The organism is Bacillus sp. MT94, assembly GCF_058792475.1.
Map to the genome: position 1 here is coordinate 408944 of NZ_JBXAEZ010000002.1, position 13692 is coordinate 422635.

The following is a 13692-nucleotide window of genomic DNA, read 5'->3' on the forward strand; positions in this document are numbered from 1 at the left end:
TTTTGTAAATATGTTAATTTTTCGAAAAGACTAAATTTTTATGTAGCTATAATCCTATGAATCTATTAAAATTATGTCGTATGATGTCAGATTATAAAAAAAGGAGAATTATATTATGTGGAAAAAAATTATTCCTGCCGTTGCTGTTTTAAGCACCATTACTTTTTCAAGCGTATTTGCCGCTCCCCCATCTCAGAATCCAGCTGAACAAAACCGCTACATAGACGTACAAATGCTTGGTATTAATGATCTCCATGGACAACTAGATACTGTTAAAAAAATCAATAATAAAGAAGCTGGTGGCGCTGATTACTTAGCTACTTATTTAAAAGAACATAAAAAACAAAACCCTAATACACTTCTTGTACATGCTGGTGATATCGTCGGAGCTAGTCCACCAGTTTCAGCATTATTACAAGATGAACCGACGATTGAATTTTTAAATGATTTAAAATTTGATGTTGGTACAATCGGAAACCATGAATTTGATGAAGGCATTGATGAAATGAAACGCCTCATTTACGGTGGATATCATGAAAAAACAGGGAATTTCAAAGGGGCTAACTTCCCCTATGTAGCTGCTAACTTCTATAACAAATCAACTGGCCGCTTATTTTTACCACCATTTACTGTAAAAATGGTAGATGGTGTTCCTGTTGGATTCATTGGTGTTGTTACAACTGATACACCAAATGTTGTTATGCCTACGATGCTTAAAAATGTACAAATTACTGATGAAGTAGAAGCAATTAATAAATCAACACAACAATTAAAACGCCTCGGCGTTAAATCGATCGTCGTTCTTGCTCATGTCGGTGGAACAACCGATGAGTCTGGGGTAACAAATGGCGATCTTACTCGAATTGCAAATGAAACAGACCCAGAAGTTGATGTTATTTTCGGTGGACATAGTCATACGTATGTAAATGGTACAGTAAATAATAAACTAATTGTCCAAGCAAATTCATACGGAACGGCTTTCTCAGACGTGGATGTAACAATTGATCGTAAAACAAAGGATATTGTAAAGAAAAAAGCTGAAGTTGTTACAACGTATCATGAAGGTGTAGAACCTGATAAACAAGTAAAGAAAAAACTAGATCAATATAAAGAAAAAATCGCACCACTTGTAAATGAAGTGGTCGGAAAATCTACAGCACCTATCGACCGTAAACAAAATGATGCTGGTGAGTCCACTCTTGGAAATTTAGTTGCCGATGCTCAGCGTCAAACGATGCAAACTCAAATCGCCCTCATGAATCCTGGTGGCATTCGTAATGACTTAGATGCTGGTGATATTACGTGGGGTGAGTTATACGGCATTCAACCTTTTGGAAATCAATTGATTAAAGTAGATTTAACAGGTCAAGACATTCGCGATATTTTAAATCAGCAATGGCAAAAAGGAACAACAAGAATGCTTCAAATTTCAGGTATTCAATATACGTGGGATGCAAATAAAACAAACGGTGAAAAAGTTACAAATATACGTTTAACAAACGGAGAAGAATTATCTCCATCTAAAACGTATAGCGTAGTTGCAAATGCCTTCTTAGCTTCTGGCGGTGACGGATTCGTATCATTTAAAAATGGTAAAAATGCAGAAACTGGTCCAAACGACTTTGAAGCGTTAGTCGATTACGTAAAACAATTAAAAGAACCAATTCAGCCAGTTATTGATGGAAGAATTCAAAAAGTAAATTAAGTGTTTCTCTAATAATAAATTTTATTTTTCACGCCATAAAGGATTTGTACTGATCCTCTATTTTATACGTAATATACATCATAAAAAGGATACTCGTTCTTCCAATGAACATAGTATCCTTTTCTTTAGTTATCAAAATGTGATGTTTTGTCAACTTCATATTGCTGTAAAAATTGTTGCAACGCCTCTTCTACAAGTTTAGACTTTTGAATTCCTTTCGATTCTGATATAAGGTCCAATCTTGCTAATATTTCTGTATTAATAGAAAAGGTTCGTCTCTTTTTCTCTGTACTCTTACTCATAATTGGTGCAATTACTTCGCCTCTTTTTCTTAGTAACTCATAAATGCTTTGTAATTGCTCGTAAATTAATAATTGATAATCTGTTTTCTCATATTGAAGGGCGGTCGCTTCTTGGAGTTGTAAGTGACGTGGTTCTTCTCCATCTCCTACAAAAATACGTTTCTTCTGCTCTCCATCATATTCGTATCCAATCAATCTTAATTTCTTCGATAATGTATACGGGCTTATTTCAAGACGTTTTGCTATAATAGCGATGGATTCACGTCTGTTTAAACCATCTATAATTTCTCCAATCGTCACAATTTCCCTCCTCCCGTGTTGAAATGACACTAGTATGGTATGTTACAATGATTTTCTAACAGTATATGCAAAATGAATAGCCTGTGCGATTCATACGATTTCACAAAAGGAGGTTTTCAATATGCTTTTTCGTAGCTACACCCCTCAGTTCTATAACGAAAACAAACAACTCATTCCTAATAGTATCGCTACGATAGAAAGCGTTATGATAAATAATCGAAAACAAACTCTCCTTATGCGTGGACAAAACGTAGAGCAACCTATTTTATTATGCTGTCACGGCGGACCTGGGATGGCACAAATCGGATTTATTCGCCATTTTCAAAAAGAATTAGAGAAGCAATTTATTGTTATTAATTGGGATCAGCGCGGGGCTGGTAAATCCTTTTCAATGAAAGATTTCGGAGCAAATTTCACAATTGAACAATTCGTTTCCGATGCAAAAGAAGTGATTCAATATGTACTTAAAAGGTTCAACAAACAAAAACTATTTCTCGCTGGTCATTCTTGGGGAAGTATTATTGGGCTTAACATAGCACATCAATATCCAAAGTATATCGAGGCTTACATCGGTATTGGGCAAATTGTACATATGAAACAAAATGAAGAATTGCTATATCAACATTTAATTCATTCTGCAAAAAAACATGATCATAAAAAAGCATTAGCTTCCCTTTTAAAATTAGGCAAACCACCATTTTTAGATACGAGACGTCTCATTATTCAAAGAAAGTGGCTTGGCACATTTGGAGGCGCAATCCAAAACGGATCTTCCTTTTCTTTCATACGAAAAGGTTTCTTTTCTCCTGAGTATACGCTATTAGATTGGTTCAAGTTTCTCGCAGGAAATTTAAAATCTGGCGTTTTATGGGAAGAAATGCTGACAATCGATTTCTTTTCTTCTATCTCAAGTTTATCTATCCCAGTTTATTTTTGTTCTGGTCGCTATGATTATCAAACTCCTTATGCACTCGTTCAGGAATATTGCGATATTATTGAAGCGCCTATAAAAAAGATGATTTGGTTCCCAAATTCAGCACATTCTCCTGATTTAGAAGAACCAGAATTATTCGCTAATTCTTTGCAATCAATTAAACAAGAGCTAGCTTTTCAGCATTAGTAACAAAAGGCTCTTTTACATTTCATAGAAAACATTTTATAATAATATGTCGCAAGTATGTATAAACATCGCAAAATGTTTCATATTTACTTGTCTTAACAGAATAAAAATTTAGGGAGATTACATTTATTATGAACGCTGTACTCGTCGCAGTAGCAATTATGCTATTGCTTAGTTTGTTACGTGTCCAGGTCATTGTCGCCATCATTGTTGGAGCTTTAACAGGCGGAATTATCGGCGGACTCGGTATTTCAGAAACGATTAACACTTTTACAACTGGTCTTGGAAACAGTGCTCCAATCGCTTTAAGTTATGCAATGCTTGGTGGTTTCGCTATTTCCCTTTCCAAAACAGGACTTCCAGATGCTATGATTCAAACTGCATTAAAATGGATTGGCAATGAACAAGACACGAAAAAACAAGTTTATTCTAAAATACTTATTTTATTCATTATTTTAACGATGGCTTGTTTCTCACAAAATGTGATTCCTGTTCACATTGCTTTCATCCCCATCTTAATTCCAGCACTTTTAAAAGTATTAAATGAGCTGAAAGTGGATCGCAGACTTGTCACATGTATTATTACATTTGGATTGATTACTCCTTATATGTGGATCCCTGCAGGATTCGGAAAAATTTATCATGACGTATTACAAACCAACGCTGCGCAAAGCGGCCTTACATTTGATGTCACACTTATTCCAAAAGCAATGACTATTCCAGCAATTGGTATGATTATTGGATTATGTGTAGCGGTATTCATTACGTACCGAAAACCTCGTACGTATGAAACAGAACAAATTCATACTACCGAAAATGAAATCGTTCCCTATACAAAACGTAGCATTACTTTCGGGTTATTATCTATCATTGCTACATTAACTGTTCAATTAACAACAGAATCAATGATTTTTGGTGCTTTAGCAGGTATTATCGTCTTATCGGTTAGTGGCAGTCTACCACTTAAAGAAGCAGATGCGATATTAACAAGCGGAATGCGTATGATGTCCTTTATTGGCTTTGTTATGATTGCTGCCGCTGGATTCGGCGCTGTTCTTCGAAAAACAGGACATGTTGAATCTCTGGTGCAAACGAGTGCACATATAATCGGAAATAACAAACCACTCGCTGCATTTCTTATGCTCGTTATTGGACTTCTCGTTACAATGGGAATTGGTTCATCCTTTTCAACCATCCCTATCTTAACAACCATTTTTGTACCTCTTTGCATTCAGCTTGGATTTAGTCCAATGGCCACAATTGCAATTATTGGTACAGCCGGAGCACTAGGTGACGCAGGATCTCCAGCATCGGATAGTACCCTTGGACCAACATCCGGTTTAAATGCTGATGGTCAGCACCATCATATATGGGATACATGTGTACCCACTTTTCTACATTACAATATACCGTTACTTATATTTGGCTTTATTGCCGCAATTACATTATAAAAAGGTGCGTATAAAACGCACCTTTTACTTTTTTATTTTTCCTTTTAATTGTTGAAAAGCTACTTTTCCATTATCTCTGACATAGTTTTCAATTGTCGGTAGTGATGAACCTATCCATTCACACTCTATACTCCCATTCGGTCCAACAATTTTTAATTTATCTGGTATATGTATATTTAGAAATCTCGCTGACCGAATTAACTCAATAGCAATCTGATCACTTGAGGCTACAATTCCATCTACATACGGATTGTTTTGCAATAATGTAATAAATTGTTTATTTGTATACCCTTGTACACATTCTTCTCGATAAGAGATTCCTTCATCCCAAACAGCGTCTAAAAACCCTGCTATATGATCTTCCATTTCTTCACTTTCTTCTCCCTCACCGAAATATGCAAGAAAGTGACACCCTTTCTCTTTTAATAAAGAAACAGCTCTCTGTCCACTTTCATAATAATTTCCATGTGATTGTTGCTCATCGATCACAACAAACGGAAATGGAATTTCTCCTACACTTTTAAAAACTGCTCTTGTCAAAATAACACCTGCAATGTTATTTTGCTTCAGCATATGTATGTATCTATCTTTATTCTCTATATTACAAATAATGATTTGATAACCTTCTTTATATGCTATTTCCTCAATACAGTGTAGCAAAGTGATGTTTGATTGGTTACATAAATTATCTACAAGTAATGCAATTATCGTTGAATTCTCTTTAAATAGTGGCTTCGCTGCACTGTTTGGCCTATAACGTAATTCTTCAATTGCTTCCTTTACTTGTTTTACTGTGTCTTCATGAACGTATCCTTTTTCATTAATAACTCGTGAAACGGTTGCGACTGAAACACCTGCCAATTTTGCAACATCACGTATAGTTGCCACATCGTCACCCCTTAATATGGTAATAGATTACAATTTTACGGTAACCTAAATTACACTATCCGTCAAGATTAATAACTCATATTTCTGAAAATTGTTACATCATTTAACTAAATGATACTCCAACTGAATTTCATGTAAAATTGGGATATTATCATATCCAATACGTGGAATTTCTTTCTTTATTTTTCGTGCCTCCTCTACCGCATTCACATATAAATTAGTCATTACAAAATTACGTTTTTGGTAAAATCGTAACGCATTCATATTATCATTTGTTGTAATAAGCCAAACCTGTCTGCACCGCTCTTCTTCTGCAACTTGTAATACACAATCCACAAGTTTCGTCCCTATTCCTTTTCTTTCTTCAAAGCTATCTAGCGATACAATTTCACACATATTTCCGGTCACTTCATACGTTATAATTCCGATTATTCTGTCATCTGAGAGCGCAACAAATCCTGGCAACTCTTCTAACTGATGTCCCTTACCACGTGAAACCATCAATGAACTTCCCCAGTTCTTACACATGAACATTCGGATTGTTTCTTTCATCGCTGGCGTAATTTTTTGTATATGCAGCATTTCCTATTTCTCCCCTTTTATATCATTGTGATACAATATAAGTGTATCACATGTAACGGTATTTGGAGGATGAGGTAAAGTATGAAACGTTTTTTTGCAGCATTGTTTACTATACTAGGTGCAATAACTGCCCTTGGGATTTTCTTTACAAATAAAGTGATGTACTTAAAGAAAAAAACAGAGGAAGAAGTACTCGAAAGAGAAACGAAAAAACATTTTCGTATAGAGGATTTTGATGCTCTTCATAAAGAAGAAATTCATATCCCTTCACAATTCGGATACGACCTTCACGGATATTACATTCCTGCTGGTCATTCCAATAAGTTTATGGTTTTTTGCCACGGTGTAACTGTAAATAAAATAAACTCTGTAAAATATGCAAACTTATTCTTAAAAAGGGGATATAATGTCCTCATTTACGATCATCGTCGTCATGGTAAAACTGGCGGAAAAACAACAAGCTATGGATACTATGAAAAGCATGATTTGAAATCCGTAGTTGACTGGCTAAAAAACCGTTTTGGAACCAATATTACACTTGGTATTCATGGTGAATCTATGGGAGCCGCAACAATTCTTCAATACGCAGGACTTGTAGAAGATGGCGCTGATTTCTATATTGCAGATTGTCCTTTCTCTGATTTTCACGGACAATTACAGCACCGTTTAAAGGTTGAATTCCATTTACCAAAATGGCCTTTATTACCTTTAGCAAACGCATTTTTAAAAGTTCGTGACGGTTATACAATTCGTGAAGTTTCACCAATCGACTGTATAAAAAACATTAACAATCCCGTTCTCTTTATTCATAGTAAAGATGACGACTATATTTTAGCTGATATGACAAAAGCGTTATATGAAGCGAAAGAAAATAATAAGCAACTTTATATTGCAGAACACGGTGCACACGCTTGCTCTTATAACGAAAATAAAGAAGAGTACGAAGCAGCCATCGATCAATTTTTAAACACATATGTGAAAGAAACAAAAAACAGGCTTGCATAAGCCTGTTTTTTTATTGCGCTAAAACGTCTGTAACTTGTTCCATATTTTCAGAAATCCATTGCATTGCATCATCTAACGTTGGAAATTCTGTCGTTTGAAATGTTACTTCATCTTGAAGTAACCAAACATCCTTTACCTCTTGCCCTACACCTGCAATGGACCAATGTAACAAACTATATGGATGATTATCATTCAAAAATGATGCCCACGTGCGCTCATTTGCAATGTTTCGTAATGTATGTAATTGTTTATCCATCTCTCGTCACCTTACTCTAGTCAGTTATGAAAACTATTATAACACTCTCTTCTTTCTCAAACAAAGTGCTCTTTTTTCCCCGCTATTTGTGGGCAGTAAAACTCCCACCTCAAAATTCGGCTGAAACAAAGAAGTTAGGCGGGAGATTAACTGCCCCTAAAAGCCCGATTGGTTCAAATAATAATTAGTGGGGGATGCCTCCCCCACTAATTAAAGTTTCACTTTATATTGCCAAGCACTTCCCTTGATTATATGATGAAATTAAGCGTTTGGGAAGGAGGGATAACGTTGGCAAAAGTACAAATTAAAGTAAATGATAATGGCTCTTTTCGCGTTACAGGGGACGTGGAATTAGTCGACTCACAAGGGAATGTATTCCCAGCAAAACCGGCATTTTCTTTATGCCGTTGTGGTTTATCAAAAAATATGCCTTATTGCGACGCTTCGCATAAAGGTAAATTCGAGTCTGTTGTTAGAGCACCAGAGGCAGAATAATTTTACATGTGACATGCACATTTTTTTGTGCATGTTTTTTCTTTTTAGCAACTCCGTTATATCCCTTCTCCTTACAACATTTCTAATACTTTTATTTCCATTCCAGCCTGCATATATTTTCACACAATTCTTCACATTCGAATATTTTTTACTAGCCTTTTATTTTTTTTGTGCTATAATTTGAGCAAACAGCATCCTTCGGGGTCGGGTGAAATTCCCAACCGGCGGTGATGAAGTGAAAACTTCTAAGTCCGTGACCCGTTTTCAACTCGAAAACGGTGGATCTAGTGAAACTCTAGGGCCGACAGTATAGTCTGGATGGGAGAAGGATATGTTTCTAGTTTTTTATATAGTGAATACACTTTTATTTCAGTATGCATATTTTTAAAGATTCATTTTGATTCTTTATATATGTTTAATTTTCTATACTTATTTTTTATACTGAAATAAAAAGAGACAACTAGCGTTTAAAAATTCGATATTTTGCTAGGTTTTTTCCTTATGCAGAAATATCAATTATCGTTAGGTTTCTTTCCTATGCTTTCGTATTCAAACTATATTTCTAGAAATCACGTCTCCCAAACCCCAAGGATATTAAATCCTTGGGGTTTTTTGATTTTTTTAGGAGAGGTGAAGAAAATGACAGATCAAGAATATATGAGGATTGCCCTGCAGTTAGCAGAAGGAACATCAGGACAAACAAGTCCAAATCCTATGGTTGGTGCTGTTGTTGTAAAAGATGGAAACATCGTTGGTATGGGGGCTCATTTACGGGCTGGTGAAGAACACGCAGAAGTTCATGCCCTTCAAATGGCTGGTCAGAACGCCAAAGACGCTACCGTTTATGTAACACTGGAACCGTGTAGCCACTTTGGAAAAACACCACCTTGTTGTGAATTGCTCATCGAAAAAGGAGTTAAGCGTGTTGTAATTGCTACTCTCGATTGTAATCCGCTCGTTTCTGGTAACGGAAAAAGAAGATTAGAGGAAGCTAGAATTGAAGTAACTACCGGTGTTCTTGAAGCAGAAGCAGTTTTATTAAATCGCTACTTTTTTCACTACATGAAAACGAAACGCCCTTTTGTAACAATCAAAACAGCGATGAGCTTAGATGGAAAAACAGCAACTGTAACTGGTGAAAGTAAGTGGATTACAGGTGAAGAAGCACGTGCTGATGTTCACCAATATCGCCATATACATGATGCAATTCTTGTTGGAGTGAATACAGTTATAGCTGATAATCCTCATTTAACAACAAGAATTCCAAATGGTGGGAAACATCCTATTCGCGTTGTTTTAGATACCCATTTACGAACACCACCATCTTCTCATGTTATAACAGATGGTTTAGCACCGACATGGATTATTGTCGGTAAGGATGTAAAGAAAGAGAAGATATCTTCTTATGAATCTAAAAATATAGCTATATTCCAAATGGAAACGAAGCATATAGAAATCGAGGACCTTCTTTCCTTTCTTGGAGAAAAACAAATTCTTTCTCTATTCGTTGAAGGTGGCCAATCGATTCATGCAAGTTTCTTAAAAACAAACAATTTTAATGAAATTGTAACCTATATAAGCCCGAAATTAATTGGTGGGAAAGATGCTCCTACTTTATTTGGAGGAAATGGTTTTTCAAAATTACAAGATGCGCTTTCCTTGAAAATTCAAGAGATGAAACAAATTGGTGATGATATAAAAATTGTTGCGAATGCCCGAAACGAGGTGACGGAATGTTTACAGGAATTGTAGACGAATTAGGAACGATAGCAAACATGCAACAAAGCGGAGAAGCGATGAAATTAACGATTCATGCAAAGAAAATTTTATCAGATGTTCACTTAGGTGATAGTATCGCGGTGAACGGTATTTGCTTAACTGTAACAAGCTTTACAACTAATTCATTTACAGTTGATGCAATGCCTGAAACGATGCAGTCGACATCACTTCGCATGCTTAAACCGCACTCTAAAGTAAATTTAGAGCGAGCAATGGCTGCAAACGGACGATTCGGTGGACATTTCGTTTCAGGACATATTGATGGCATCGGAACGATTTTAAATAAAAAACAACATTACAATGCCGTCTATTACAAAATAGCAATTTCTGATGAACTGCTGCGCTATTGTTTGCATAAAGGATCCATTGCTGTTGATGGAACGAGTTTAACGATATTTGATATAGACGAATCTTCCATAACGATTTCACTCATCCCGCACACAGTAAGCGAATCTGTCATTGGAGAAAAAAATGCCGGAGATATCGTAAACATTGAGTGTGACATGATTGGTAAATATATCGAACGCTTTATTACTAAACCTACAAAACGAGTAGGTTCAATGACTGAAAGCTTTTTACAAGAAAACGGATTTCTATAAGGGGGAAGCACAATGTTTCATCGTATTGAAGAAGCTCTAGAAGATTTAAAACAAGGTAAAGTCGTTATCGTATGTGATGATGAAAACCGAGAAAATGAAGGCGATTTTATTGCTTTAGCAGAGTACATTACACCAGAAACAATTAATTTTATGATTACACATGGCCGTGGTCTCGTTTGTGTACCGATTACAGCAGGGTACGCAGAACGTCTACAATTAGAACCAATGGTATCTCATAATACAGATTCACATCATACTGCGTTTACAGTGAGCATTGACCATGTTTCTACAACAACAGGGATTAGCGCTCACGAACGTGCAACTACGATACAAGAATTGTTAAACCCCGCATCAAAAGGCGCTGATTTCAATCGACCTGGACATATCTTTCCATTAATTGCGAAAGAAGGCGGTGTCCTGCGTCGTGCAGGTCATACAGAAGCTGCTGTTGATTTAGCGAAGCTATGCGGTGCCGAACCAGCTGGAGTTATTTGCGAGATTATAAATGAGGACGGCACGATGGCACGTGTACCTGATTTAATAGAATGCGCAAAACAATTTGATATAAAAATGATTACAATAGAAGATTTAATTGCTTACCGCCGCCATCATGAAACACTTGTGACGAGAGAGGTGGAAATTATATTACCTACAGATTTCGGTACTTTCCACGCAATTGGCTATTCTAACTCATTAGATACGAAAGAACATATCGCACTTGTAAAAGGTGATATTTCAATAGGTGAACCGGTACTTGTGCGTGTTCATTCTGAATGCTTAACAGGAGATGTATTCGGTTCACATCGCTGCGATTGCGGACCACAACTCCATGCAGCACTTGCTCAAATTGAGCGTGAAGGAAACGGTGTTCTTCTTTATATGAGACAAGAAGGAAGAGGCATTGGGCTTCTTAATAAGCTTCGTGCTTATAAATTACAAGAAGAAGGATTCGATACTGTAGAAGCAAATGAAAAACTCGGCTTCCCTGCTGATCTTCGTGATTACGGTATCGGAGCACAAATATTAAAAGATTTAGGTTTACAAAGTTTACGATTATTAACGAATAACCCAAGAAAAATTGCTGGCTTACAAGGTTACGATTTAGAAGTAGTCGAGCGTGTACCGTTGCAAATGCCAGCAAAAGAAGAGAATAAATCGTATTTACAAACGAAAGTAAACAAATTAGGACACTTACTAAACTTATAATTAAAGGAGAGATTTATTATGGTATTCGAAGGTCATTTAGTTGGTACAGGATTAAAAGTTGGAGTTGTTGTTGGACGTTTTAACGAATTTATTACAAGTAAGTTACTTGGCGGCGCTTTAGACGGATTAAAGCGTCACGGTGTAGAAGAAAATGATATTGATGTTGCTTGGGTTCCTGGTGCATTTGAAATTCCTTTAATCGCTAAAAAGATGGCTAGTAGCGGAAAGTATGATGCTGTTATTACATTAGGTACTGTAATCCGAGGTGCTACAACTCACTACGATTACGTTTGTAATGAAGTAGCAAAAGGTGTTGCGTCTTTATCACTACAAATGGACATCCCAGTTATTTTCGGCGTATTAACGACAGAAACAATTGAACAAGCGATTGAACGCGCAGGTACGAAAGCTGGTAATAAAGGATATGAATCAGCTGTTGCTGCAATTGAAATGGCTCACTTATCAAAACAATGGGCATAAAAAAAGAGGCTTCGGCCTCTTTTTATTTTTTCACCTTTTTTTGTACATCTTTTATTAATTCATTCATCGTTTTTCCTTCTGTTTTTATATGAAGAGCTTGTGCTGTTCTCCATACATTCTCTCTTTTTTTCGCTTCTTCTATAATAGTAATTTCTTTTCTAACTTCCTTTAAATCTTTTCCTTCCGTTTTCAATCCAAAATGTTCAGCTTTCGTTCGAAAGTGTTGTTCGATTCTTTGTTGCATCTCTTTTTGTTCAGGATTTTCAGCAGCCTTAACTGGATCAGAACTTATTGCTTTTATTAAAATTAAACAAGTCATAATCGCTAATATGTATTTGTACATGTAAAATCCTCCAACCCAATATAAATTACATATTTACTATGTACAACTAGGGCTTGGAAAATTCGTCCACAAAAATTCTTTTTTCCGCTCAAAAACCAATAATATCAAGCGTTCACAACTATTTATTACATTTTATTTACAAAAAAAGCAAACCCTTTTACAAGTTTGCTTTTTCATCTATCTTATAATGCACACTCTTCAATCTCAAATCCTAAATCTGCAATCATACCCCAGTCTACAGTCGGCTCTTGTCCAGCTGTCGTTAAGTAGTCCCCGACAAAAATAGAATTTGCTGCAAATAAACCGATTGGCTGTACAGAACGTAAATTGATTTCACGTCCTCCTGAAATACGAATTTCTTTTGTCGGGTTTACAAAACGCATCATTGCCAGTACTTTTAAACATTCTACTGGCGTTAACTCTTTTTGCCCTTCAAGAGGTGTTCCCTTTACAGCAACAAGGAAATTACAAGGGATAGAATCTGCATCTATACGTTGTAATTCAAATGCAATTTCAGCACGCTCTTCAATTGTTTCTCCCATGCCAAAAATCGCTCCAGAGCATGGAGAAATGCCCGCTTGTTTCGCTTTTTGAACTGTATCAACACGATCATCATACGTATGAGTTGAACAAATACTATCGTAATTATTTTCATGTGTATTTAAGTTGTGGTTATAACGATGCACGCCCGCTTCCGCTAAACGTCCTGCTTGATCTTCATTTAAGAAACCTAAACAACAACAAATCTTCAAGTCTGTCGTTTCACGAATTTCCTTAACTGCTCCAATTACGTGATTTACCTCTTTATCCGTCGGACGACGACCAGACGCTACAATACAATATGTACCTGCTTTACGGCGTATTGCTTCATGTGCCCCTTCTACAATCTTCTCCTGCGTTAACCATGCATATTTATCAATTGGTGCTTCTGAAATAATAGACTGTGAGCAATATCCACAATCTTCAGGACATAATCCAGATTTCGTATTAATAATCATATTCAATTTTACTTTCTTACCAAAGTGATGATGGCGAATAATGTAAGCTGCATTCATAATTTCTAAAACTTCTGTATCATCAGCTTCTAATATCGCTATTGCATCTTCTTTCGTAATCATTTTCTCTTCCACTACGTCGTATGCAAGTTTTTTCCAATCCCTTTTTGTTTGTACTTGTTTCAT

15 protein-coding genes and 1 riboswitch are annotated in these 13692 nt (G+C 36.1%); of the genes, 9 read left to right on the forward strand and 6 right to left on the reverse strand.

The annotated features are described in order from the left end of the window. The first annotated feature begins 115 nt into the window (after positions 1 to 115). A complete protein-coding gene (locus tag AC1Q51_RS07770; protein ID WP_090977121.1) occupies positions 116 to 1705 on the forward strand; it encodes a bifunctional metallophosphatase/5'-nucleotidase in 1590 nt (529 codons plus the stop codon). A gap of 125 nt (positions 1706 to 1830) precedes the next feature. On the opposite strand, the gene AC1Q51_RS07775 is transcribed toward AC1Q51_RS07770, so the two are convergent. Beyond that, on the reverse strand, positions 1831 to 2307 hold the full coding sequence (locus AC1Q51_RS07775) for a ribbon-helix-helix domain-containing protein (protein WP_000151933.1): 477 nt from the start codon (positions 2305 to 2307) through the stop codon (positions 1831 to 1833). Positions 2308 to 2428: 121 nt separating this feature from the next. On the opposite strand from AC1Q51_RS07775, the gene AC1Q51_RS07780 reads away from it, so the two are divergent. Next, positions 2429 to 3427 (forward strand): alpha/beta fold hydrolase, encoded by a 999-nt coding sequence (locus tag AC1Q51_RS07780; protein ID WP_000898973.1) that lies wholly within the window; start codon positions 2429 to 2431, stop codon positions 3425 to 3427. Positions 3428 to 3558: 131 nt separating this feature from the next. Next, positions 3559 to 4878, forward strand: a complete 1320-nt coding sequence (locus AC1Q51_RS07785) for a Na+/H+ antiporter family protein (protein ID WP_000994810.1) — start codon at positions 3559 to 3561, stop codon at positions 4876 to 4878. A 24-nt stretch (positions 4879 to 4902) separates the two neighbouring features. On the opposite strand, the gene AC1Q51_RS07790 is transcribed toward AC1Q51_RS07785, so the two are convergent. Together AC1Q51_RS07790 and AC1Q51_RS07795 are read right to left on the reverse strand one after the other, a co-directional pair. After that, the gene (locus AC1Q51_RS07790; RefSeq protein WP_090977119.1) at positions 4903 to 5766 is read right to left on the reverse strand and encodes a LacI family DNA-binding transcriptional regulator; all 864 of its coding nucleotides are present in this window, start codon (positions 5764 to 5766) and stop codon (positions 4903 to 4905) included. 99 nt (positions 5767 to 5865) lie between these two features. After that, a complete protein-coding gene (locus tag AC1Q51_RS07795; RefSeq protein ID WP_000902440.1) occupies positions 5866 to 6348 on the reverse strand; it encodes a GNAT family N-acetyltransferase in 483 nt (160 codons plus the stop codon). Between the two features lie 81 nt (positions 6349 to 6429). Here AC1Q51_RS07795 and AC1Q51_RS07800 point away from each other — a divergent pair, with 81 nt between their 5' ends. Next, complete coding sequence (locus AC1Q51_RS07800) at positions 6430 to 7353, forward strand: alpha/beta hydrolase (RefSeq protein WP_000819228.1); 924 nt, start codon at positions 6430 to 6432, stop codon at positions 7351 to 7353. A 10-nt stretch (positions 7354 to 7363) separates the two neighbouring features. On the opposite strand, the gene AC1Q51_RS07805 is transcribed toward AC1Q51_RS07800, so the two are convergent. Continuing rightward, positions 7364 to 7609, reverse strand: a complete 246-nt coding sequence (locus tag AC1Q51_RS07805; protein WP_000360796.1) for a DUF2552 family protein — start codon at positions 7607 to 7609, stop codon at positions 7364 to 7366. 288 nt (positions 7610 to 7897) lie between these two features. Here AC1Q51_RS07805 and AC1Q51_RS07810 point away from each other — a divergent pair, with 288 nt between their 5' ends. From AC1Q51_RS07810 to ribH, 5 genes are all read left to right on the forward strand, one after another. Then, positions 7898 to 8104: a CDGSH iron-sulfur domain-containing protein gene (locus tag AC1Q51_RS07810; protein WP_001151582.1), complete on the forward strand. Its 207-nt coding sequence runs from the start codon at positions 7898 to 7900 to the stop codon at positions 8102 to 8104. Between the two features lie 190 nt (positions 8105 to 8294). Then, positions 8295 to 8438, forward strand: a riboswitch (FMN riboswitch). A gap of 305 nt (positions 8439 to 8743) precedes the next feature. Further along, complete coding sequence (ribD, locus tag AC1Q51_RS07815; protein WP_000131984.1) at positions 8744 to 9856, forward strand: bifunctional diaminohydroxyphosphoribosylaminopyrimidine deaminase/5-amino-6-(5-phosphoribosylamino)uracil reductase RibD; 1113 nt, start codon at positions 8744 to 8746, stop codon at positions 9854 to 9856. After that, positions 9838 to 10482, forward strand: coding sequence for a riboflavin synthase subunit alpha (ribE, locus tag AC1Q51_RS07820; RefSeq protein WP_000493869.1), 645 nt, complete (start codon positions 9838 to 9840; stop codon positions 10480 to 10482). Before ribD ends, ribE begins: the two co-directional genes overlap by 19 nt. Before the next feature lie 12 nt (positions 10483 to 10494). Beyond that, positions 10495 to 11688, forward strand: coding sequence for a bifunctional 3,4-dihydroxy-2-butanone 4-phosphate synthase/GTP cyclohydrolase II (ribBA, locus tag AC1Q51_RS07825; RefSeq protein WP_492331458.1), 1194 nt, complete (start codon positions 10495 to 10497; stop codon positions 11686 to 11688). Between the two features lie 18 nt (positions 11689 to 11706). Then, positions 11707 to 12168 (forward strand): 6,7-dimethyl-8-ribityllumazine synthase, encoded by a 462-nt coding sequence (gene ribH / locus AC1Q51_RS07830; protein ID WP_000230895.1) that lies wholly within the window; start codon positions 11707 to 11709, stop codon positions 12166 to 12168. Positions 12169 to 12190: 22 nt separating this feature from the next. Here the strand turns inward: ribH and AC1Q51_RS07835 are convergent, their stop codons facing one another. Then, positions 12191 to 12511 carry a hypothetical protein gene (locus AC1Q51_RS07835; protein WP_000280032.1) on the reverse strand — a complete coding sequence of 107 codons (321 nt, stop codon included), beginning with the start codon at positions 12509 to 12511 and terminating at the stop codon, positions 12191 to 12193. A gap of 182 nt (positions 12512 to 12693) precedes the next feature. Next, a complete protein-coding gene (bioB, locus tag AC1Q51_RS07840) occupies positions 12694 to 13692 on the reverse strand; it encodes a biotin synthase (protein WP_492331459.1) in 999 nt (332 codons plus the stop codon).